This is a genomic window from Streptomyces sp. SLBN-31, assembly GCF_006715395.1.
Lineage (GTDB): Bacteria > Actinomycetota > Actinomycetes > Streptomycetales > Streptomycetaceae > Streptomyces.
In genome coordinates, this window is record NZ_VFNC01000002.1 from 3,401,817 (window position 1) to 3,425,132 (window position 23,316).

The window sequence follows — 23,316 nt, forward strand, 5'->3', positions numbered from 1 at the left end:
CTGCACTACTTGAGTGATCTCATCACGGCAGGCCAGATGACATGCAGTTCTCGCTGCCAATACGGCCAGGCATGCGTGCCCGGCTGATAGAAGTGAGTCGTGACCCCTACGCCCGCCAAGCGGAGCGCAGAAGCGAACCTTTCCATCGGCTTCGGAAGCATCGCTTCAGCTACTGCGCCTACAAGTACCTGATCGTAGCTGCGGTGAAGGTCCAACGGGCCCGGCACGCCATTGCCTGACGAGAGATGCACGTGCGTGCCCCGGAAAGCATGTGGCATGGCGGAAGGGTTGTGCGCCTGCCAGACATCGGAATTCTTGACGGGGTCGCCCCAGACCCGTTTAATGTCGATGCCGTCCCTCTGGGAGCCGAGTGCCAGGGCAATTCGGACAGCGGGGTCGTTCAGATCGACGTAGGAACTCATTGCGCCTACGTACCGGTACATTCCTTGGTGGTGGGCCGCATAATTGAGAGCGCCGAAGCCTCCCATGGACAGACCAATGATCGCCCTCGAGGAACTGGCTCGGTATGTCCTCTGCATAAGGCGCACCAGCTCCCCCGTATGAAACGTCTCCCACCGTGGCTCACCGGCATGCCAGTCACTGTAATACCCGGCTTTCCCGGCATCAGGCATTACCAGGAGCACGTCTGACGACTGCGCCAATTCCTCGATATCGGTCTCGCGAGTCCAGGAAGTGTAGTCGTCATCACCGCCGTGCAGCATGTACAGGACTGGGAAGTTCACCTTCGACTGTGCCCAATTTTTGGGCAGAATGACTCGAACGGGGATGACACTCTTCATGGCCGGCGAACTCACCATGAGGTCCTGCGTGCGGGAGTCGATCCTTTTCACGGAAACAATGTGCGCCTCCGGGGCGACCGGCAGGCCGTCAGTGTCTGCTGCCGCCGTCGACACTCCCGCGGTCATCAGTAGAGTAAGGAGCGAGAGATATGTAACGTGCCGGAGGCTGCGCAGCCGAAGGCGGCCGGCAAAAAATCTGGCCAAAAGATTCACGCCGCGAAGTCTCCTTGAGAGGACATGGAGGTGCCGGGAATGAGGGATCCCGAACCAGACCATGCCTGCATTCCACTGCTAAGTACCAGTGGACACACCGGAGGCAGAGCAAAAAAAGACCCACGCTCTCGCACGCTCCGAGCATAGGAAAAGCTTTACCGGTTCCTTTGCGTCCTTACCGCAATGCACTCCCCCGGCACGCCCCGCCAGAAGGGTGAACATATGCCCTTGGTACTTGCGGCATATGCCGAATGTTGCGTCACTGGAGATATCCAACCGGTAGGCAGCCCGTACCTCTCGGGGGTGCGGCTTGGGTCGCTGTAGCAAAGCAGGAGGCTACGGCCGTGCCCAAGCCGCGATGGGCCACCTGGGGGTGTTGGATCGCCAGTCGGTGCCACGGGTGTGGCACCGACTGGTCGGTTGAGCTGCCTCAGACGGAATTTATCCGTGCTCAGCGGGTCGGTGTTCGACCGCCCTCAGGGACCGCGTCAGGTGGCGAGCGATCGTGGCAACGTGTGGCGGATCGATGAGGGAGAGGTGATCACCCTCAACCGGGACGATCTCGAGGGCGGGGCACAGGGGTCCCCAGCCGAGATCCGCCTCCGACCTGCGGTAGCGCGGGTCGAGGGCCGTGGTGAGCGGTTGCGCTTGCTGAGCACGGTAGAGGACTACGGGACCGTTGTACGGTTGCGGTGTGTAGCGTTCACCGACACGCGCGTCGAGATACGAGGTCCGCTGGTGTTCCATGATCCCAGGGCTCATGTCGAGGCCCGACTCGGCCACCAGGCGCATGACCAGATCGATCTGCTGATCCTCGGGGGTAGCGGCCAGTTCGTCGTACGGCAGTTGAAGGTCATGCCCATAGGTCTTCCGTACGTACTCGGCGAAGCGGCCGAACCGCTCCAGCAGTACGTCCTGCGAGTGCAGGCCGGGCAGAGCAGCGGGAAGGATCGTGTCCACGAGGCCGAGGAAGCTGATGTCCTCTCCTGCTGCCCGCAACTGTTGCGCCACTTCGTAGGCGAGGCAGCCGCCGAAAGACCAGCCGAGAAGTCGAAACGGTCCGTGCGGCTGGATGTCTTTCACGAGGTCTAGATAGTGCGCCGCTTTCTCTTCCATCGTATCGAGCGTGCTGATCCGCTCCATCCCGTACACAGGCTGGTCGGGCGGCAGCAGTGCCGTCAGCGGCCGATAGACGGAAGTCGGTCCCCCGGCGGGGTGGAATGTGAACAGCGGAGCCTTTGCCGTGCCTGCCCCAGGCTTTCGCAACGTGGTAATGACGGACTCGGCGGCTGGGTTGACTGCCGGCCGAATGAGGTCTGCCACCCCGGCCAGTGTCCGCTGCGCCAGGATGTCCGCTGCGGTGATGTCCAGGCGGACATCACCGACTCGGCGCCGGATTGCCATCACGAGCTGCTCAGCGGTGCCCCGATCTCCGCCGGCCGTCACGAAGTCGGCTCGTACGTCGCTGGGCGGACTGTGCAGGACCTCCGTCCAGGTGCTGGCAACCAGGCGCTCGGCGGCATCCCGCGGTTGGATCTTCGACGGCAGGACGGGGTGCGGCCGACGGCTGGGTCCGCTTTCGGGCGTGGACGGCGCCTGGTCATTGTCGGCGCCCAGTCCGAGGTCGCTCAGCAGGGCGTCGGCGACCTCCCGCAGCGTCGCGCCCCGCAACATGAGGTCCGTGGGCAGGGTGACAGCGAAGTCCTGCTGGACGGCGTTACGGATGCGTACGGCCATCAGCGAGTCAAGGCCGAGTGCCGGAAGGGAAGCCGTCTCGTCGAGGTCAGCAACGCTGAAGCCCATGATGGCGGCTGTGCGTTTCACCAGCCGTTCGAAGACCTTGTCAGCCGCGTCGGCACCGAGTGCTGCGACACCGTCGGGGCCGGCCCAGTCGTCACCGGCGGTGGTGTCGTCTGCGAGCGTTTCGCAGAAGAAGGGGATGTCGAGCATGCCGGGGAATGCCTCGAGCACTCGACGCGTGTCGAGGTGCACGACACCTGTGTGCGTGCGGTTGCGGATGATGAGGGTGTGCAATGCGTCCAGGCCTTCGGACAAGCTCAGGCCCTCCAGCGCCATGTCGCGCTGGGCAGGGGCGGCGCCGGTGTCGCGCCAGGGACCCCATGCAATCGAGAGGGCGCGCTTGCCTTGGGCCCGGTGCTGGTGCGCCAACGCGTCCAGCCATGCGTTGGCGGCCGCATAGGCGGCCTGGCCCGGCGAACCGAGAAGTGCCGCTGCGGAGCTGTAGGAGACCCACCAGTCCAGTGCGCGGCTGCCGAGTGCCTTCTCGAGTTGCAGTGCTCCCGTGACCTTGGAGCGCAGGACCGCGTCGATGTCGGTCGGGGCGAGGTCGGTGATCATCCGGTCATGGAGGACTCCGGCGCAGTGGGCGATCCCGCGCAGGGTGTGCCCTTCGCTGCATGCGCTGTCGACCAGTCGTGCCGCTACCTCAGGGTCTGCGATGTCTCCCTGCACCACCGTGATCGAGGTGGCGCCGCCCAGCATCTCGGCGATGGTCTTCTGTGCTTCCGGCGAAGGAGGCCGCCTGCCGTTGAGGATCAGGCGGCCCGCGCCTTGGTCGGCGAGGCGGCGCGCCGTCGCCAGGCCCAGACCCGTGAGGCCGCCGGTGATGATGTAGGCACCGCGGCGCCGGACGAACGGCGCCTTGTGCTGCTGTTCCGTCAGGTCGGCGCGGGTCAGACGGGCGACGAGACGGGTTCCCAGCCGCCAGACGACTTCGTCTTCAAGACCGTCGCCAAGCAGTTCCTGGACGAGGTCATCAGCGGAGCCAGGGTGCATGTCGAGGTCCACCAGGCTCGCCCTCAGGCCGGGCTCCTCCAGGCACAGGACGCGGACGAGTCCGCGAAGACAGGCCAGGTCCGGTACTCCGGCTTCAGCCTGTGAGGTCGAAACGGCCCGTTCAGTGACCAGCCAGAGTCGTGGAGGTGTGGCAGGGGCATTGGACGCGAGGTGTCTGGCGACCTGTGCGGCTGTCTGCAGCGCTTCTGCATGGTTGGCCTGTGCTGGAGGGGACAGCAGGAGGACTACGGCTCGGTTGGCGTGGCGCTCGGTGCCGGCCAGCCAGTCGGCGAGTACCTGGTCTGTGTGGTCCTGGGAATATGTGCCGGCTGTGGTCTGTACCCGTCGCTGCTTCAGGGCTGCCTGGAGGGCTGTGGTCACAGTGGCGTTCGACCTCGCGGAGGCCTCGTCGCTCAGCACGAGCGCGCTGTCGAGTCGGCCGGGCAGCGGGGCGGGCGACTTTTGCCACTGGATCTCATAGGTAAACGCTTCCAGTGGCGCCGGTACCTCTGCGCGTTCCGCGGAGTGCAGTTGGACGCCCTGGGCCGTGATGCGCGTTCCTGACCCGCTCGCGACTACGTTCCAGGCCGGCAGGGCGTCGGCCTGGGGCGTCGGTGCTTCGGCGGATGGCGCGGGGTTGGGTGCGGTGGAGTGTGCTCGGATGCTGAGGGGCTCGTCTGCCGTGAGGTTGTGAACGTGCATGCGGTGCACGGCGACAGGCACGGTCTGGGAAGGATCAATTCCGGGGACAGCGTTGTGCGCATCAGCGGTGCTTGTTCCGGCCGGCGCGTAGAGCACTGCAGTGAGCGCTTCTTCGACGGCCCGGGAGACCCATTCCCCCTCTGTGGCTGGTGCCCAGTGGCTGGTGAGGTCTGGATGCGTTCCGGGGGTGTCTTCGGGTGTGTCTTCGGGTGTGTCTTCGGGGGGCTCTCCCAAGACGCGGACCTGAGCTGATGCATAGCGATGCCAGGTGCCGTCGGTGGCACGGGCGTTGATCGTTACGGCGGCGTCTTCTTCGCCGGGTGCCCACATCACAGTGACGGGCGTGCTGCCGGCGATCGGCAGCCATCCGTGCAGGGCCAGGTCCTCGATCCGCACACAAGCGCTCTCGTCGCAGTCCTGGGCTTCCCGGGCTGCCGCGATCATGATGGCGGCGGCTGCGGGCAGGGTGAGGACCGGACAGCCATGGAGGTGGCTTTCGGGAGCGGGGGCAAGGCCGGCTCCCACGTCGGTTTGCCACAGAATGGTGTCGTTGCGCGGATCGTCGGTACGCGTGCCCAGCAGGCCGTGGCCTACGTCGGAGGCAGCGGTTGCCCGTCCTGGGCGGCCGAACCAGTAGCGTTTGTGTCGCCACGCCGGAGTGGGCAGGGCGACGCGCGTCCCGACAGGCCACAGGCGGTCTTCGTTCAGATGAACTCCGGCAAGGTGCAGTCGGGTGAGTGCCGTGCGCAGGTCGACTGTCTCATCTCCCTCCTTGCGCAGCAGGGGGATGACCGCTGCCCCGTGGGCGTGGAGTGTCTCGTTCAACGGGACGAGCGCGATGGGGTGGGGTGAGATTTCGAGGAAAAGGTCGTGCCCGTCTGCCGCGGCCGCCTCAACCGCCTGGTAGAGGCGAACGGGGCGGCGGAGATTGGCACACCAGTAGTCGGCATCGGCGTGGACGTTTGCACGGGGGTCTTCGTGCACGGTGGTGTACCAGGGGACGTCCGCGCGTCGGGGACGCAGCGCTGCCAGCGCGTGGTGGACCCTCGGCAGCACCGGATCGACTGCCGCGGAGTGACCCGCTCCCGCTACCTCGAGGAGCCGGGCGAACACTCCTTGGGCCACCAGTTCTTCCACCAGCGCCTGCACAGGCCGCGCGGGTCCAGCCACGGTGCACCTGAGGGGAGAGGAGTGCACGGCGATGCCGACGCCGGGGTGACGCGACAGGACCGCTGCGCGGGTCTCGAGTGGAAGCTCGACGGCGGCCATCGCCCCGAGGCCCTGTGCGTCGATGGCGGCCAGTTCCTCGGACCGGCGCAGAATCACGCGCAGAGCGTCAGCCAGGTCGAGTGCTCCTGCGGTGACCGCAGCACTGACTTCTCCCATTGAGTGACCGATGACGGCCGCTGGGCGCACACCGTAGGCTTCCAGGGTTCGCGCCAGAGCGATCTGCATGCCGAACAGCAGAGGTTGGACGTGGTCGACGTGGGTGGGAGACGGCGAGGGGGTCAGCATGCTGCTGAAGGGGAGCCCCGTTTCGGCCAGGTAGATCGGGTCGAGGTCGCGCACGGCTGCGGCGAAGAACATGTCCTCTTGGAGGAGTCGCCTGCCCATGCCCTGCCACTGGGATCCGTAGCCGGAGAACACAAAGACCGGCCGGCGGGTAGCGGCCGATCGTCCTGCCGGGTCGTCGGGTGGCGGGGGGACGACGCCCGGCAGCTCCTCGCCGCGCGCCAGAGCGGCCAGTAGTGCTGCAGCGTCCTGGCCGGTGCGCGCGGTAATGGCCGCGCACTTGGGGCCTCGCCGGTGGCGGGCAAGCGTGTGCGCGATGTCCACCAGGGCGGGTGCGTCCTCGGCCGCGGTCAATCGGGCAAGGCTGGCTGCCGCGTCAGCGATGCGATCCGTTGACCGAGCCGAGACCATCAGTACGTGTGGGCCGTCGTGGCAATCGTCTTCCGTCTGTCCTCCGGGAAGGGGCAGGACACGCTTGGTAACGGGTGCCTGTTCAAGAACGACGTGCGCGTTCGTGCCGCCGAAACCGAACGCGGAGACACCGGCCCGCGCAGGCCGGGAAGGCCGCTCCGGCCAAGGGGTGACGGCGGTGACGACCCGCAGCCGCAGGGCCGGGAAGTCGATGTGCGGGTTGGGGGTGTGGAAGTGCAGGCTCTGCGGGATGCGCTGATGGTGCAATGCCAGGACCGTCTTGATGAGACCGACGATGCCCGCGGCTCCCTCGAGATGGCCGAGGTTGCTTTTGACCGACCCGATCAGCAGCGGCTGGTCGACCGGCCGGCCGCAGCCCAGTACAGCACCCAGTGCACTGGCTTCCATGGGGTCGCCCAGGAGGGTGCCGGTACCGTGTGTCTCGACGTAGTCAATGCTGTCGGCCTCAACCTGTGCGTGGTCGAGCGCTGTGCGCAGAAGGCTCTCCTGAGCTGCGGGGTTGGGGGCCATGAGTCCCGCAGAGCGTCCGTCGCTGTTGACAGCGGTGCCCTTGATGACGGCCAGGATCCTGTCGCCGTCGCGCTGGGCATCGGCGAGCCGTTTGAGCACGACAACCCCGCAGCCTTCTCCTCGGGTGATGCCGTCAGCGCAGCCGTCGAAGGGCTTGCAACGTCCATCGGCGGCCAGGGCTCCGGCCTCCTCGAAGGAGGCCGTGACCACAGGAGACAGCAGGATGTTCACACCGGCCGCCAGGGCGGTGTCGCACTCACCGCTCCCCAGGCTCCGGCAGGCATTGTGCACGGCGACCAGGGACGACGAGCAGGCCGTGTCGATCGTGAGGCTGGGTCCGTGCAGATCGAAGACGTACGACAGTCGATTGGCGGCGATGCTCCCGGCCGCCCCGGTACTGGTCCAGGGAGTGAGTCGCGAGGGATCAGACGTGGTCAGATGACCGTATTCGAGGGCGCTCAGTCCGACGAACACACCGGTGTTGGTGCCTTCGATCCCGTGCGCCGGCACTCCCGCGTGGTCCAGGGCTTCGCAGCACACCTCCAGCAGCAGTCGTTGCTGAGGGTCCATGACCTCGGCTTCGCGCGGGGTGATGCCGAAGTAGTCGGCGTCGAAGGCCTCGATGTCGTGGAGGAAGGCACCGTAAGGGCTGGTGTCCTCAAGCAGTTTCGCGGCGCCGGGGCCGGTGGCGAAATCTCGCCACCGTCTGCTCGGCACCTGCCCAGTAAGGTCACTCCCCGTCAGAAGGTGTCTCCAGAAGGTGTCCGCCCCGCTGATGCCACCGGGCAGGCGGCAGCCAATGCCGACCACCGCGACAGAGCATGCTGCCGAAGGGGCCACGCGAACGTGGTCGCTGTCTGGGCCGAGCTCCTCAGCGAGGGGCTGCTCGGGACATGCTCGTGGCTCCCCGCTTTCGACAGCATCTTGTCGGACGGGACACAGGTGCTGCACGAGACGTTCCACGGTTGGGTGTTCCCACACCAGGGTGGCGGGCAGCGGGCGTTTCAGCAGCCGTTCCAGACGTCCGGCCAAGTCGACTGCGTCACGGGAGGTCAGGCCGTAGGCCGCCAGCGGAGCGGCGGGGTCGATTTCTTCCTCTGGCACCCTGCAGAGGTCACTGACGAGTTGACGCAGGGCTGCCCGCAGCCCCGGTGCGGAGATCGGGTCGTCCTCGGATTCCGTGGCCGCTTCGGTGTTGGGTTGCATGATCTCTCCCCGGGTGCTCCGTCGTGTAGGGCCCGCTAATCGCCGGTGCGTGCCGCCCAGGTACCGGCCAGGTACAGGTCACGGCATGCGCTGCGGGCGACCTTGCCGCTGGTGGTGTGGGGAACCGCCCCGGGTTGCACGAGAAGGAAGTCGTGGACGGCAAGTCCATGCTCGGAGGCGACTGCGGCCCGGACAGCGCGCGTCACCTCCTCGAGAACGGAGGCGGCATCCGTAAGGTCCCTGCCGTGCTCAGCGACGACGACCAGGCGTTCCCCGCCGGCAGTGGTCACCGCGAACGCGGCGATATGGTGAGGCCGGATCACCGGATGCGCCTTTTGTACCGTCTCTTCGATGTCGTGCGGATAGTGGTTGGTGCCGTCGACGATCACCAGATCCTTGAGCCGGCCAGTCACGTAGAGTTGCTTGTCGTGCCACACCCCAAGGTCTCCGGTACGCAGCCAGGGCTCACTTCCCTCGAGAACTGCGCGGAAGGTGGCCTCACTGCTTTCGGCGCAGCCCCAGTAACCGCGTCCGATGTTCGGTCCACGAAGCCAGATCTCCCCGACCTGCCCCTCTTCTCGCCGCCTGTGCGTCAAGGGATCCACGATGGCGATCTCCTGGCCGGTCGGCCGGCCGCATGCGACGATTTCGATGACCGCCTCCTGGTCGCCGTCCTCCACGACGTGGGCAACCCCCTCCCGCAGGGACTGCTTGTCGAAGGCGGTGACCGTCGGCTCTTCGCCAACGGGAGAAGCGGAAACGAAGACCGTGGCTTCGGCAAGCCCGTAGGAGGGGCGCATGGTCGTGCGTTTCATACCGACCGCCGAGAATGCCGCCTGGAAGCGATCCAGGGTTCGCGGCGCGATGGGCTCGCTTCCGTTGACCATGGCTGCAACGGAGCCGAGCGCCAAAGCGGCCCGTTCATCGCCAGTCACCCGTTCGACACAGTAGTCATAGGCGAAATTGGGTGCCGCGGTGATGGCACCTTTGTGCTGAGAAAGCAGGCTCAACCAACGGCCCGGCTGTTGGATGAACGCCAAGGGATCCATGAGAACCGAAGGGATATGCCCCATGATGGGCAAGGCGACCGCGAGCACGAGACCCATGTCATGGTAAAGCGGCAGCCATCCCACAGTACAGTTGCGCCCTCGGTGGATGTCATAAGCATCGAGCGCCTGCCGAGCGTTGATGCACACATTGGAATGTGTGATCTCCACGCCCGACGGAATCCGGGTGGATCCGGAGGTGTACTGCAGGTAGGCCACATCACTGGGTTGGGGGTCTCGATCCTCGACAGGAGGCTGCTTCGCAAGCTCCCGCACGTCCCATTCAGTGACGACGCCGCAGCGGGACACGATGCCTTGGGCGGCGCAGAAATCCGTGAGGGGCTGGCGGTGGTCCTCCACGGTCAACATCAGGACGGGGGCCGCGTCCTGAAGGACGGCCGCAAGTTTGTCCTTGTGGCCGGGAAGGAACGGGGTGAACAGCGGGACGGCGATCGCTCCCGCGCAGATGGCACCCAGAAAGCCGACGATGTATTCGAGGGACTGCGGCGCGACGATCGCGACTCTCTCACCGGATGCCCCCATGTGTCGCAGGCCTGAGGCTGTGACGCGTACTCGGGTATCGAGTTGCTTCCACGTCAGCGATGTGACTGTTCCCCCGCTGTCAGTGCTGTGGTCGACGAACGTGAAAGCCGTTTCCTCCGGGGTGCGCGCGGCCGCGTGGGCTAGCTGATGGCTGAGTGTCTCTGTCACCGACGATGGCACTGACTCACCGACCTTCGTTTCAGCACGGCAAAGAGCCCCGGGATCAGTCGGGCACAGCCGAACGGGATATCACACGGCGCAGTTTCTGATTAGGAATGCATAGCAGCACAAAGAGTGAAACACGACATCGACCCCTTCTCCACAGGACACGCCGCCACCTGGACGGCGGGCGGCCCGTACATCGGGCAGGGCGTTTTGGAGCATGCCTACGGCCAATGTCCCCAGGTCGGGTCCGTTGTTCCGGAATTGCGCGCCTCGGCGGGCGTGGAGTCGCGCGGGCTGCAACACTGCGGTCGTCGCGGTAGGCCAGTCGAATGAACCACCGTGGCGACGCCTGGGAGGCCTGCGCTTCGAAGACGACGGCGGCTTCTGCCAGATGCCAGCCGCTGCTCCCCAGACAAGTGGGGGTAGGCCCCGGTTTCTCCCAGCCCCATGGCCGCGTCTGCTGAGAACAGCTCGCCGCGCCGATCGTGTCCCTATGAGACAACCTGGACGTGGCACAAAGACGCCCGGATGAAAAGCGCCTCGACACCCCCGACCACCTGATGCGCCCATCGGCGGGGCCTGCGCAATATCCACCGGGGAAATCGCGTTGATGGATGTCTCAGCGAAACCGGCCTCGCCTGCCTCGCCGCGGCGATGCACACCAGAAAGGTCAGTGGTTGACCGTCACGACAGATTGGTTGCCGACACAAATGTCAGGAGCATCGTGACAGGTAGGGAATCATGGGTCGACTACGTGTACTAAGCATCGTCACAGCTGTCGTCCTGGCGACCTTCTTGACGGCCCTGGACAACACGGTCGTGAATCTAGCCCTCCCGCAGATGCGCACTGAACTCGGCCTGACAGACACTGATGTGAAGTGGGTGGCGACTTCATACCCTCTGGCCCTCGCCAGCTTCTTGCTGTTTGCCGGGCGCCTAACGGACGGAAAGGGTCGACGCTGGTCCCTGCTGACAGGTGTCGCCGTGTTCACGGTGTCGTCGGCCTGCTGCGCTTTGTCGACCACGGGAGTGGTGCTGGCCTGCCTCCGCGGTGTCCAGGGCGGCGGCGCCGCCTTCATCTTGCCCGCGTCGCTTGCCTTGATGTCGCACGATCTCCCTGACCGGGTACGGACTGCGGGCTTTGGCGCAACGACTGCCGCGATGGCCTCTGCTTTGGCCTTTGGACCTGTGATCTCCGGCGTCGTCACGCAGCACGTTGGATGGGAGTGGCTGTTCGTCATGAACGTCCCGCTCGGCGTAGCCAGCTTCGTTGTCGGTGCCCTCGCCCTGCCCAGCGGCCCTCGTTCACAACAGGGCACACATGATGCAGCCGAAGGGTTGCACCGTCACATCGCGCTGGCGTGCCTGTCCATCGCCTCCTTCGTCTACTGCCTGATCCAGGCGCCCTCCACGGGGCTCGGTGAGCCGTCCGTGATCGTCTCAGGGATCACCGCCGTCAGCGGTGCGATCGTGCTGGTGTGCAAGAAGCGCAGCAAGCGCGGCAGTAGCCCCGCGGTGGGGCAACTTCTTCGAGCCCGACCCTTTGCGGGCGGGCTCATCACCCAACTCCTGTGGGGCCTGGGAGTGAGCGGTGTGTACTTCTATACGTCCCAGTTCCTGCAGAGTGCCTTACACCTCAGCCCGACAGAAGCTGGGCTGACATTCACTCCGGTGGTTTCGGCTCTCTTCCTCACAGCCCCATTCGTTTCCGTCATGGCCAAGCGGTGGGGAGATGGTCAAGTCGCCGCTACAGGTCTGATGTCAGTGGCCGTGGGACTGCTGCTGATCGCCCTCGGCAGTCTTCAGGGCAAGCTCCTCGGACTCTTGCCCGGCCTGGCAGCGGTAGGAGCCGGCTCCGCCTTGGCTCTTCCGCTGACGACTCGCGCCCTGGAATCTTCACCCGTCCACCTATCCGGGTTCGCCGCCGGCCTGTTCAGCGCTACCCGCGAACTGTCTGGGGTGCTCGGTATTGTCTTGGTCGGTGCAGTAGTGACAGTTGGAGATTATGCGTCCGTGGCTCGGGGAGCCACACAGGGGCAGGCATTCTTGACGGGCTACCAGCTAGGTCTGTGTGTGGCAGCAGCACTCGTGGCAACCGGAGCACCTGTGGCCGTGTGGGCCCTGCGCCCCATCAAGTGCACGCCCTAGTTGCATTGACCCGCAGGGTTGTTCACGCGGCTGATGGGTGGGTGGCCGCCGAGTGCGGTGTGGCAGCGGTGGTGGTTGTAGGTGTGCGGGAAGTCTGCCAGGGCTGCTGTTCGTTCGTCGTTGCGGGTGTAGGGCCGCAGGTAGGCCCCCTCTTCGAGCAGGGTGCGGTTGAAGCGTTCGACCTTGCCGTTGGTGTGCGGCCGGTAGATGCGGGTGAGTTTGCCGGTCGCGCCGAGGTCGGTCAGGGCCTGCTGCCAGGCGAGGCTCTTGCGGTAGGGCCAGGCGTTGTCGGTCAGGACCCGCGCGAGCAGCCGAAGCGTGCAGACTGTCGTCTCGACCGGTCATGGTGCTGTACGTACGAGGTGCGGGCGGCGGCTGCTGCGCGGGGTTCCGCCCGGGGCCCACCGGCCGGAGGAGTGATGGTCACACTGACCGGTAGCAATCTGCTCAACGTCAGCACCGTGTGGTTCGACACCACCAACGCCGCCTCCTTCACCGTGGTGTCGGCAACACAGATCACGGCCATCGCCCCACCGGGCACGGGCAGTTCACCGATCCACGGTGATCACCCGGGGGGCGCAAGCAACCCTGTCGCCTTCTCCTAGGTCCCCAGACCCGCCCTGACAGCACTGGTGCCGAGTAGCGGTCCGACGTCCGCCGGCACCGGAGTCACCCTCACAGGAACCGGTTTCACCGGGGCCGCCACGGTCGCTTTCGCTGGATCCTGGCGACATCGTTCACCGTGAACTCGGCCGGCCAGATCACTGCCGTGACACCTGCCGGAAGCGGCGGGGCCGCCGTCGTGACCGTCACGACTCCGGGGGGCACCAGCGCCCCGGACGCCTTCCACCACAGCGGGCGGTACCGCCCGCCGGCCGACCTACACCCGCAACCTGCCTTGATCACGATCGAAACGAGCCGCACCCTTCGCCGTTTCGGGCGGGGCTAATATAAAAGCACAGTTGGCCGGGATGCCCGTAAAGCAGTAAGTAAGTGTTGTGATTGATCAGCATTCCCCGCCTCGCACGATGGCCTGCAGGTCTGCCCAACACCCACCCTGCACAACATGTTTGTCTGGCTAATAATTCACCCGTTCGCGGCGCAACCGCCGACCGGGGACGTCGTTAGTCGCTACATGACGAAGGCAAGCGAGGAACAGACCATCGACCCCCTCCCGAAGAGGACTCGCCCGAAAAGTGTCCGTGTCACGCGACTGGGCTCCTTCACTTACATTCCAAAACCCGCCAGCGACGAAACGTTGAACGGGGTTCTCGCGAAGGGGGGACTGTCCATCACGCTTGATGCAACCGATGAGGACCTGCAGGATTTCATGCAGGCTTTGAGTGTTCTGGAAGGCGGTCTTTCAAGACGCTGGATGGAGTTGGAAGCCTGAGTGCCGACACGAAAAGACGGGCAACCACGCCATGCACGAAGAAGGCCCAACCCCCTATTCCGATTTTTCCGCCGAATTTTCGTACGGCTATAATGACGCCAACGAATATCAGGCCCAAGCTGGAATTCTCTATCATCCTTTGACGCCGCCGGAGTCAGACTGGGATCCTGCAGAAGAGCTGGCCTTTATGCTGCGTGATGCTGTCGAGGCGGAGCAGGCCCGAATTCCGGCAGCACGCGGCGGGGAACCTGCGGATGCGAGATCTCATCGGGAGAACTTGGCGCAGATCACCGCAGAGTTGCCCCCCATCAAGGCCGCGACCCCGGGCCATCGCAGGACGCGAGCACGACACAAAGACAAGCTACTCACTCTCAGTTACTGCACTGGCGCAGTGGTGGCCGTCATCGCGGCGACAGTCAGCGTGTTCGGTGGCGTGTTTGCCTACGATCCGCTTCTGTTCATCGCCGCAGGCCCCACCGCCAGCAGCGTCGTCTCCTGGTGGCCTCTCCTGATCTTCGGCCCGTGGCTGGTGGCGTCGCTGTCCATTCTGCGCCACGCGCTGCACCGGCGCCGGTCCTTGCACTCCTGGTGCGTGGTCTTGGTGTTCTCCTCCATCGCCATGGCCTTGTGTATCGCCCAGGCCCCGAACGACCTCATGGGCAGGGCGGCGGCTGCGATGCCGATCTTCGCGTCTTTGACCTGTTTCCAGCAGTTGGTACGCCAGATCACCCTGACCAGGCCACCCCGGCGTCCATTGCGCCGACACCGACTGCGGCCGACGGAGGCGCCCGTTGGTGGCGTGCCGTCGAACAGCGGACCTCACAGCTCCGTCAGGTGACACTGCCGGCAAGACGGCTCATGCGAGCGGACAGCTGTCCATGGTGACCCATGCGAGCCGCTCCAGGCACGCCTCGAGTGGGTCACCCTTCTTCATCACGCAAGAGGGTGGCCGCCGCCAGCACTGGCGGCCCGGATAGTCGCCCACACAGGACCCAAACGGTGCCGCCGCCGCTTCGCCGACAACGGCGGCACCGGGGACCCCTCCGGCCCAGGCGGCGACGTGGGGAGGACCGGATCAGCCCACACCGCAACCCTGCAAGCGGCGCAGCCCCGGCGCCAGCGGTGTGCCGCCGAACGGAGGAGCACAGACTCCGAGCACAACACCAACGGACGCCTGGGGGCGGCCCTCGGATTCCTTGACGGCCCTCGGCTTCCTCCCGAGTCGCGGCTCACCTTCCACGAGCTTCCGGATTGCGAGATCAGCCGTGCGGGCCGAATAAGGGACCCCACGGCTCTCGTGGCGTCGGCGTGGGAACGGTTGTACGGGACCGGCGGAAAGGACCAGCGATCAGACGCGAAGCAGCAGCCATCGGCCGCTCGCCGGGTAATCACGATCCGCGAGAAGCGGATGCCCCTCTCCGCCTATTTACCACGTCCCCGCTCCTCGTCCCGGGTCCGCCGCCCGGCCGGTCACGGCCGGCCGCCGCCGCTGGCTCCGCCGGGGCTCGCACGTTGCCGAGACCCGGCTGACCAGCCACACCGGGCAACGCTGTACCTCGCCATGCATGGCGGCCCGGCAAGCGTGGCAGCCTGTAGGGCTATTTCCAGCAGGTCTGGAGAGTGCAAAGTCCCAGTTCCATTCGGTGGAATGACCCATTTCAGATGTCCGGTGTCACGGTAAGGGGGCGGGACCGCCACCCGACATTCAGAAGCCCACCCTTCGAGCTCTTCTGTGCCTGAGGACGGGGCCGGGAGTGTGCAGCGGGTCCTCCCACAGGACGTTCAGAGCAAGCAGCCCGAGGCTGTCGGGGACACTGAGAACGTTCCAGTAGCGCCCGGCTTCCAGCAGGGCGGTGCCCGTTCCGGAGGCCCATTGCCGTTTGCACGTTCGGGGGTCGGAGGAGGCCGCAGCAAGCCACTCCACGCTGCGCATCCATGCTGAGTTCCACATGTGATCTCCTGAAAGGCCTCGTCGGGAACGCGCCTTACCCATGGCTGTGCACTGAGTGCGCATCTGCAGGTCAAACGGTGATCATGCTGATGGTTGCCGGAAGGCCGGGGAAGGGTGGCGAACCCTGGCGCTTCGGAGATCACCGTTGTGGGTGACAGCAGGCAGCCAGGGCATCGGCAATGTCGCGTGATGCCCGGGTTTGTGCTCGCGAGGTTCCAGGCGGTGAGGGCCATTGAGCGCCGCAGGTCCCATGAAATCGTGTGAGTGCCGGTTTGCGTGACCTATCACGATGCGAATCCCCGCAGTGGGACGCACATGGCGTTCCGGTGCGTAGCGTGTTCAACGGTTCGGGATTTGTGGGTACACTTGCAGCGTTACACGCGGGCATATGGCGGCCGAGCAGGGCCCCTAAGAGATATGTAGCTTACCGGTTAATCGTGCTACCCATGTCTGACTCCATGCAAATGGACCGGCCGGAGTTTCATCAGACCGGTTCCTCGCGTGGAGTTGCAGAGCGGGCCCGACTGTCTCCCTTTCCGGTCGGGCCCGCTCGAGGTCGATTCGGACTTACCTACGGAACGTCCTGAGACGGTGCTCCCCGATCTTCTCGCGGGCGTTTGGATCGGTAACACCCAAGCCGGGATGAGGGGCGAGACACAGAACGCCTACTTTCCCGATGTGCTGATTAGTTTGAACGCTGCGGGCCGCAACCCCGACTTCATCCAAGGTGTATGTCGCGGAAAGGGCCGGCACCACATGCCCCAAGGCGATGAGTCTATTGACTTCCCACTGCTCGTGGAGGTTTGCGCCGTGACTCCCGATGATCCTCTTCAGGCGCATCCAAAGGTATCTGTTGTCATAAAGGTGCTCGTAACCTGTGCTCGATCCACAGGTCACGACGGTGCCCCCACGCCTGGCAAGGAAGACGGAAGCGCCAAAGGTCTTCCTCCCGACGTGCTCGAACACAATGTGCGGGTCCTCCCCGACCATGTCGCGGATGGCTCGCCCCATCCTCTTCCACCCCTCGGGCTGCTGCAGAATCGCGGGGTCACCATCCTCGAGGTCGGCGCGGTTGATGACCGCATGGCATCCGAGCGCCTTCAACAGCTCTGCTTTTTCAGCCGAGTTGACAACGCCGACAGGGATCCCGCCGCCGTTGAGGACGAGCTGAATGGCGTAGGATCCCAGCCCTCCGGTAGCGCCCCAAACAAGAACCACATCTCCTTGCTTCATCTGCGCTCCGCGGTCGCTCACCAACATTCGGTAAGCAGTGCTTGCGCATAGCGGATTGACTGCCGCCTCCTCCCAGGTCAGAGCAGCAGGCTTAGGCATCAACTGGCTGGCCCGCACCACTGCATAATGCGCAAGCCCTCCATAATTGGTCTCGAAACCCCAAGCCTTCTGCCCCTCTCCAAGCATTCCGTCCCGATGGGTGTCGTGGTCCTGCTCGTCGACGTAGGCGGGGGAAATTACAACATGATCACCCACCTTCCATTTTCGTACGGAAGAACCTGTCCTGACGATGACTCCCGATGCGTCGGAGCCGACGATGTGGTAAGGCAAGTCGTGACGTTTCTCCCAGCCGCCGGCCTTACCCATCTGCTTGAGGAACTGGAATGTGGGGATCGGTTCGAACATCGCCGTCCACACAGTGTTGTAGTTAATCGAACTGGCCATGACAGCAATCAACGCCTCATCGGGCGCCAGATCCGGCATGGGTACCTTGTCAATGACAATGGACTTGCGTACGTCCTTGTCCTCCATGGACTGAAAGACGTCGATGTCCTCCTCGCGCACAGTGGCAGCTGGGAAATAGTCTGGGACCGGGAGGCCTTCCAGGTCCGCTGCCTCGGCACCAGCGATGACCGCTTCGGACATGGACGTCTGCATCATGACTCCCTATTGACCAACGTCGGCGACGTTACTGCCCCCGCCCTTTCCGTTCCCACCCCCGCACTTTCCGTTCCCAGGAAGCCCTCACCCAGCCAGTAGCGCAAGCGCAAGGAAAGCAGTGTGCTCCAGCCCCCGGAAAAATCCCAGGTCAACTGGGCAGTGCACACTCCCGGTCCGCCGAGTTCTTCTCCCCTAATGGAGCAGGACGCCGCACCTGCACTCGACCGCGCAGTTCCTCATACCTCGGGTGAGAGGCCAGTGGGACACGCGACGGAGGAGACGGCGCCGGCTGGGGGTGACGCACGAAGCGACCCCGGAGAACGCTTCACCCTGCCGGGGTTCACCTACGGCCATTGGGGTGAAGGGGAGCAACCACGCGGTCCGGGCGGAGTTGTTCAGGGCGCTCCGGTGGACGGGGTTACTCCAGAAGGGACCAGCAAGTGATCAAGAAGGTTATGGCTGCCGCGGTGGTCGCCGCTTCCGTTGTCGGAGCCTCGGCGGTCTTCGCGCCCCAGGCGCTGGCCATCGGGAACGATGGTGGCGTCAGCACCGCCAACGGCAACGGTGCCGCGCAGATCTACGGCAACCAGGCGACGTACGGGAACATGAGCCCGCAGATGGCCCTCATCCAGGGTTCGCTGAACAAGCCCTGCCTCGCCCTGCCCACGAAGGTCAACACCCAGTCCTTGACGACGGTCACCACCGCCCTCCAGGACGTCCCGATCCTCTCGGCTCCGCAGAACCAGCAGTGCACCGAGAACTCCACCCAGGCCAAGGGCGACGAGCCGCTGTCGCACATCCTGGACAACATCCCGGTCCTGTCCGGGAACGGCGCCAACAACAGCTGATCGGGTGACGCACGCAGCGGGCCGCCGGATTCTCGGCGGCCCGTTCGCCTGCCTTCCTCGGATGGCGAAAAACCCTTTCTGTTTCCGGAAATCACTGCGGCGCATACTCATTCCGGGAATGGTGCTGCCGGCTGCCGTCCCTCTTCTCGGTAACTCCGCGTTCCGGGCTTCCGGCGCATCTGGCGAAACTCAACAACGGCTCTGCCGAGGGCGGGGCCCAGCTCACCGTTCGCACCGTGCAGGACATGACCCACGTGCCGATCGACCACTTCCTGCAGATCGACTTCCGACGGTTCATGGACGCCGTCGACCAGGTCGACGGGGTGGAGGTGTGCACGGCGCGCTGAAGGACTCGGCCACCAAGCTCGACCTCGCGCCCGGCCGGCACCGGCTCGGCGGCGGGCGGTCTCTGCAGTACGTCCGCTCACGCCATGTGGACGGTTCGGCTGACCTGGGCCGGATTCAACGTCAGCACCGGTTCCTGGTCGCGGCGTTGCGCGGACTGATGTCCCGGCATGTGCTGACCGACCCGGAAGCGATGCTGCGCATCGGCCGCACCCTCCTCGGCGCCGCTTCCGTCGACCAGGGCTTCGGGACTGGTGACCTGGTGGAGCCGGCGTCCCTACTGAGCCGAGTGCCGCTGTCAGGCACCGAGTTCGCCACGGTGCCGATCGCCGGCTTCAACCCGGCCATCAAGGGCGTCGGCTCGACACTGCGCTGGGACCCGAAGAAGTCCGACCAGGTGTTCGCCGACCTGTGTGCGGACCGGCCGCTGATCCCGGCGGGACAGAACCCCCTCCCCGGCGATCCGCCGGACATGCGCTCCTCCCTGCCCGTCCGGGGAAGTTCACTCGCGTGTCGGTAACGAGATAACACTTTCTCCTCCACACTGGTCCGAATGGGGCAAACGGCGCAACCAAACCCCCACTCGGTGGTTGGTCAAAACGCGGCTCTGCAACGGGGTCCGCTCTCCGAAACTCTGCACCGGAGTCCGCTCTCCGAAGGGAAAGAAACATGAAGAAGCTGTGGGCAAGCGCGGCCATCGCCGCCTCCATCGTCGGCGCCACGGCCGCGACCGCCGCCCCTGCCTTGGCGATCGGCAACGACAACGGGGTCACCACAGTGAACGGCAACAGCTCCGTCCAGAAGTACGGCAACCAGGCCACGCACGGCGACATGAGCCCCCAGCTCGCGCTCGTGCAGGGTTCGCTGAACAAGCCCTGCCTCGCCCTGCCCTCGAAGGTCAACACCCAGACCATCGGGACGGTCACCACCGCCCTCCAGGACGTCCCGATCCTCTCGGCCCCGCAGAACCAGCAGTGCACCGAGAACTCCACCCAGGCCAAGGGCGACGAGCCGCTGTCGCACATCCTGGACAACATCCCGGTCCTGTCCGGGAACGGCGCCAACAACAGCTGACCGCAGCACCGCCGAAGCGGGTCGCCGAGCACATCGGCGGCCCGCTTTCGTGTGCCCGGGCGGCTACTTGGCGTACAGCGCCTCGATCTCGTCCGCGTACGCGGCCCGCACGGCGTGCCGCTTGACCTTCAGGGACGGGGTGAGCAGGCCGTTCTCCTCGTTGAACTCGCCCTCGACCAGCGTGAAGGCGCGGATCGACTCGGCGCGCGAGACGGCCTCGTTGGCGTAGTCGACGGCCCGCTGGACGTCGGCGCGCATCCGGGGGTCCCGTACCACCTCGGACATCGGGGTGTCGGCGGGCAGCCCGCGGACGGACAGCCAGTGGGCGACCGCCTCGGGTTCGAAGGTGATCAGGGCGGCGACGAAGGGACGGTTGTCGCCGACCACGATGCACTGGCCGATCGGCGGGCGGCTGCGCAGCCGGTCCTCCAGGACGGCCGGGGAGACGTTCTTGCCGCCGGAGGTGACGAGGATGTCCTTCTTGCGGCCGGTGATGGTGAGATAGCCGTCCTCGTCGAGCGCGCCGAGGTCGCCGGTGGCGAACCACTCGTCCTGGAGCACGGCGTCCGTGGCCGCCGGGTTGTTCCAGTAGGCGCCGAAGACGATGCCGCCCTTGATCAGGACCTCGCCGTCGTCGGCGATGCGCACCGCGGTGCCGGGGACGGGCTGGCCGACGGTGCCCGGGCGGGGCCGCAGCGGGGGCACGATGGTGGCGGCCGCGCTGGTCTCGGTCAGGCCGTAGCCCTCGTAGACGATGATGCCGGCCGCGTAGAAGAAGAGGTTGAGGTTGCGGTCGAGCGGGGAGCCGCCGCTGATGGCGTAGCGCATGCGGCCGCCGAGTTCCTTGCGGACGCGGCGGTAGACCAGCAGGTCGTAGAGGGCCCAGGCGGCGTACAGGGCGGGGCCCGGGCCCTTGCCCCGGTCGAGGAACTTGTCGAGGTACGCCGCTCCGAAGCGGACACCGACACGGTCGGCGCGGTCGAAGGAGGCGCCCCGGCCGATCTTCTCGGCGGTGGCGCGGCCGGTGTCGTGGATCTTCTCGAAGAGGTACGGCACGCCGACCAGGAAGGTGGGGCGGAACTCCTTGAGGGCGGGCCGGAGTTCGTCGGGCCTGATGCTGGGACAGTGGCCGATCTCGATGCGGGCCATCAGACAGGCGATCTGCAGGGTGCGGCCGAGGATGTGGGCGAGCGGGAGGAAGAGGAGGGTGGAGGCCTGCTGGCGGGTGACCTCCTTGAAGATGGGGTGCAGCAGCTCGACCGTGTTGGCGGCCTCGGCGTGCAGGTTGGCGTGGGTGAGCACACAGCCCTTGGGCCGGCCGGTGGTGCCGGAGGTGTAGCAGATCGTCGCGATCGTGTCGGGCGTCAGGGCGGTACGGCGCTTGGTGACCTCCTCGTCCGGGACGTCCCGGCCGAGGACGGTGAGCTCGGTGAGCGCGTCTTCGTCCAGCTCCCAGGTGCGGGGCGGGGTCTGGTGGCCGGCGGTTCCGGTCGTCACCGTGGCGGTGTTGCCGGCGGTCTCGGTGACGGCGAAGCGGGCGCCGGAGTCGCGGACGATCCACTCGACCTGCTCGGCGGAGGAGGTGGCGTAGACCGGGACGGTCTGGCCGCCGGCCGCCCAGATGGCGAAGTCGAGGACCGTCCACTCGTAGCGGGTGCGGGACATGACCGCGACCCGGCCGCCCGGTTCGAGGCCGGCCGCGATCAACCCCTTGGCGACGGCGCTCACTTCGCGGGCGAAGGCGGCCGCGGTGACCGGCTGCCAGGTGCCGTGCAGCTTGCGGCGCAGGATCACGGCGTCCGGGGCCTCGGCCGCGTTGGTGTAGGGCAGGTCGGCGGTGCTGCCGGTGGTGGGTGTCTTCGCCATCGGCGCGGTGCGGGCCTCGCGCACCGCGCCGGACGCGTCCCTGACGACCTCGACCCTGGTGCGCGCGGCGAGGTCACCGCGTTGTTTCGCCCGCTTCAGATCCTTGCGTACGCCCATGACGGCTCCCGGTCGGCTCGGACTGGGAGCACAACTTACTCGCAAGTAAGGAGGAGTCAATGGGGCCGGATCATTTCATGCCGCTCGCCTCGTCGATCGCCTCCGCCAGCTGGTCGACGTCCTGGTCCTCGGTCTTCTTCGCCTGCGCGTGGGCCCGCTCGCCGAGTTCGCCGAGGCCTGGGTTGCCGGGGAGGGAGCCGACGTCGTCGGCCTCGGAGGCGCGGGTGCGCAGGGTGTCGGCGAAGTAGGCGGCGATCGCGGTGACCTGGAAGCGGCTGGGGGCGCTCCACACGTCGTCGTGCAGGGCGTCGGTCTCCAGCTGGCCGGACTCCTCGTGCGGGGCACGGGACTTCGGGTCGAGCCAGCGGACGCTCGCGGTGGCGAGATGGCCGTCGGCACCGGGCTTGGTGCGCACGGCGTACAGGGCGGTGACGGTGTGGCCGGGGCCGACCTCGCCGCCGTCGACGTTGTCGTCGCGGAAGTCCTCGTCGGCGACCTTTCGGTCGTCGTAGCCGACGAGGTGGAACTCGGCGACGGTCTCCGGGTCGAAGGCGACCTGGGCCTTGGCGTCCCGGGCGGTGAGCTCGATGTTCTGCGGGAGCTGGTCGACGAAGACCTTGCGGGCGTCGTCGTCACCGGAGACGTAGGCGGTGTGGCCGTCGCCCTTGTCGGCGAGGCGTTCCATCAGGGCGTCGCCGTAGTCGCTGCCGACGCCGACCCCGAAGAGGGTGATGCCGTGGTCGCGGCGTGCGCGGGAGACGCGTTCGAGGATGGAGTCGGCATGCGTGTCGCCGGTGTTGGCGAGACCGTCGGAGATCAGTACGACCCGGTTGGTGGCGCCCTCGCGCAGGCCGTCGGTGGCGGTGGCGTAGCCCTTCTCGACGCCCGCGCCGAGGTTGGTGGAGTCCTCGGTCTCGAGGTCGTCGACGGCGTCGTGGACCCTGCCGCGGTGGCCGCCGAGGCGGGTCATCGGCAGGACGGTCCGCGCCTCGTCGCTGAAGGTGACCAGGGCGACCGAGTCGTCGTCGCCGAGCCGGTCGGTCATCGTGTCGAGGGACTTCTTCGCCAGGTCGAGGCGGCCGGGCTCGCCCATGGAGCCCGAGACGTCGACGACGAACGTGAGCGCGGCGGGCGGGCGTTCGCCGGAGTCGGCGGCGCGGGTGGCGAGGCCGACACGGACCAATGACCAACTGGCCCTGTCGGTGCGGGCTCCGTCGACGGTGACCGAGAAGCCGTTGCCGTCGGGGCGGTCGTAGTCCTGGCGGAAGCTGTTGACGAACTCCTCGGGGCGCACCTGGGAGGGGTCCGGCAGCCGGCCGTCGGCGAGGACCCGGCGGGCGTAGCCGTAGGAGGCGGTGTCGACGTCGAGGGCGAAGGTGGAGAGGTGGTCGGCGGACGGACTGTCGTCCGGGCTCTGTCCGCGCTGCTCCCCGGCCGCCGCCGAGCCGGCCGGGGCCGGGAGGCCGCCGGTGCGGTTCGAGCGGTCCGCCGAACTCGTGTTGCTGTCCTGGCCCGCGCTGCACGCCGTGAGCAGCAGGCCGCCCGTCGCCGCGAGGGCGAGCAGGGCGACGCGCAGCCGTCGGGTACGACGGTGTGCCGTGCCGGGCCCTGGTGTTGGGTACCGCTGCTCCATCTTCCGTGCCCCCTCTGCCGATTGACCGGTTGTTCGAACGGCCGTGTTGGCGTCGCCGTCTGTGACTGTGACGGCGGAGGGGGCGGGAACGTGCGTGACGAACCGTTGCGGATGGATCTCGAA

The 23,316-nt window shown here is 66.3% G+C and carries 15 protein-coding genes and 1 pseudogene; 9 read left to right on the forward strand and 7 right to left on the reverse strand.

Translation table 11 applies throughout. The features are described from left to right. Window positions 1-5: 5 nt before the first annotated feature. The 3 genes from FBY22_RS35470 to FBY22_RS35480 form a co-directional block, all read right to left on the reverse strand. On the reverse strand, window positions 6-1,013 hold the full coding sequence (locus FBY22_RS35470) for an alpha/beta hydrolase family protein (RefSeq protein ID WP_160159948.1): 1,008 nt from the start codon (window positions 1,011-1,013) through the stop codon (window positions 6-8). Window positions 1,014-1,454: 441 nt separating this feature from the next. After that, window positions 1,455-8,171 (reverse strand): type I polyketide synthase, encoded by a 6,717-nt coding sequence (locus FBY22_RS35475; RefSeq protein WP_142152061.1) that lies wholly within the window; start codon window positions 8,169-8,171, stop codon window positions 1,455-1,457. Window positions 8,172-8,206: 35 nt separating this feature from the next. Further along, window positions 8,207-9,928: a fatty acyl-AMP ligase gene (locus FBY22_RS35480; RefSeq protein ID WP_142152062.1), complete on the reverse strand. Its 1,722-nt coding sequence runs from the start codon at window positions 9,926-9,928 to the stop codon at window positions 8,207-8,209. A 738-nt stretch (window positions 9,929-10,666) separates the two neighbouring features. On the opposite strand from FBY22_RS35480, the gene FBY22_RS35485 reads away from it, so the two are divergent. Further along, a complete protein-coding gene (locus tag FBY22_RS35485) occupies window positions 10,667-12,073 on the forward strand; it encodes an MFS transporter (RefSeq protein WP_142152063.1) in 1,407 nt (468 codons plus the stop codon). Here the strand turns inward: FBY22_RS35485 and FBY22_RS35490 are convergent. Further along, window positions 12,070-12,375, reverse strand: a pseudogene (locus FBY22_RS35490) (integrase core domain-containing protein); the annotation flags it as partial. The gene FBY22_RS35485 and the pseudogene FBY22_RS35490 sit on opposite strands and share 4 nt — an antisense overlap. A gap of 60 nt (window positions 12,376-12,435) precedes the next feature. Between FBY22_RS35490 and FBY22_RS35495 the strand changes: the two are divergent. The 4 genes from FBY22_RS35495 to FBY22_RS35510 all read left to right on the forward strand — a co-directional run bounded on the left by FBY22_RS35495 (window position 12,436) and on the right by FBY22_RS35510 (window position 14,304). Next, a complete protein-coding gene (locus tag FBY22_RS35495) occupies window positions 12,436-12,678 on the forward strand; it encodes an IPT/TIG domain-containing protein (protein ID WP_260845341.1) in 243 nt (80 codons plus the stop codon). Between the two features lie 15 nt (window positions 12,679-12,693). After that, window positions 12,694-12,819: an IPT/TIG domain-containing protein gene (locus FBY22_RS46110; protein ID WP_399212585.1), complete on the forward strand. Its 126-nt coding sequence runs from the start codon at window positions 12,694-12,696 to the stop codon at window positions 12,817-12,819. A 389-nt stretch (window positions 12,820-13,208) separates the two neighbouring features. Then, a complete protein-coding gene (locus tag FBY22_RS35505) occupies window positions 13,209-13,466 on the forward strand; it encodes a hypothetical protein (protein WP_260845268.1) in 258 nt (85 codons plus the stop codon). A gap of 31 nt (window positions 13,467-13,497) precedes the next feature. Further along, window positions 13,498-14,304, forward strand: a complete 807-nt coding sequence (locus FBY22_RS35510) for a DUF2637 domain-containing protein (RefSeq protein ID WP_142152065.1) — start codon at window positions 13,498-13,500, stop codon at window positions 14,302-14,304. A 1,680-nt stretch (window positions 14,305-15,984) separates the two neighbouring features. Here the strand turns inward: FBY22_RS35510 and ccrA are convergent. Beyond that, window positions 15,985-17,295: a crotonyl-CoA carboxylase/reductase gene (gene ccrA / locus FBY22_RS35520; protein WP_260845269.1), complete on the reverse strand. Its 1,311-nt coding sequence runs from the start codon at window positions 17,293-17,295 to the stop codon at window positions 15,985-15,987. 455 nt (window positions 17,296-17,750) lie between these two features. Between ccrA and FBY22_RS35525 the strand changes: the two genes are divergently transcribed. The 4 genes from FBY22_RS35525 (at window position 17,751) to FBY22_RS35535 (ending at window position 19,577) form a co-directional block, all read left to right on the forward strand. Next, window positions 17,751-18,158 (forward strand): rodlin, encoded by a 408-nt coding sequence (locus FBY22_RS35525; RefSeq protein WP_142152066.1) that lies wholly within the window; start codon window positions 17,751-17,753, stop codon window positions 18,156-18,158. Between the two features lie 236 nt (window positions 18,159-18,394). Continuing rightward, window positions 18,395-18,505 (forward strand): LCP family protein, encoded by a 111-nt coding sequence (locus FBY22_RS45530; RefSeq protein ID WP_260845270.1) that lies wholly within the window; start codon window positions 18,395-18,397, stop codon window positions 18,503-18,505. Continuing rightward, window positions 18,490-19,023: an LCP family protein gene (locus FBY22_RS35530; RefSeq protein ID WP_260845271.1), complete on the forward strand. Its 534-nt coding sequence runs from the start codon at window positions 18,490-18,492 to the stop codon at window positions 19,021-19,023. Before FBY22_RS45530 ends, FBY22_RS35530 begins: the two co-directional genes overlap by 16 nt. A gap of 149 nt (window positions 19,024-19,172) precedes the next feature. Next, window positions 19,173-19,577 (forward strand): rodlin, encoded by a 405-nt coding sequence (locus FBY22_RS35535; RefSeq protein WP_142152067.1) that lies wholly within the window; start codon window positions 19,173-19,175, stop codon window positions 19,575-19,577. Window positions 19,578-19,640: 63 nt separating this feature from the next. Here the strand turns inward: FBY22_RS35535 and FBY22_RS35540 are convergent, their stop codons facing one another. Further along, window positions 19,641-21,560 carry a long-chain fatty acid--CoA ligase gene (locus FBY22_RS35540; protein ID WP_142152068.1) on the reverse strand — a complete coding sequence of 640 codons (1,920 nt, stop codon included), beginning with the start codon at window positions 21,558-21,560 and terminating at the stop codon, window positions 19,641-19,643. A gap of 70 nt (window positions 21,561-21,630) precedes the next feature. Further along, entirely contained in the window at window positions 21,631-23,193 is a 1,563-nt protein-coding gene (locus tag FBY22_RS35545) for a VWA domain-containing protein (protein ID WP_142152069.1), read from the reverse strand. Between the last annotated feature and the right edge of the window lie 123 nt (window positions 23,194-23,316).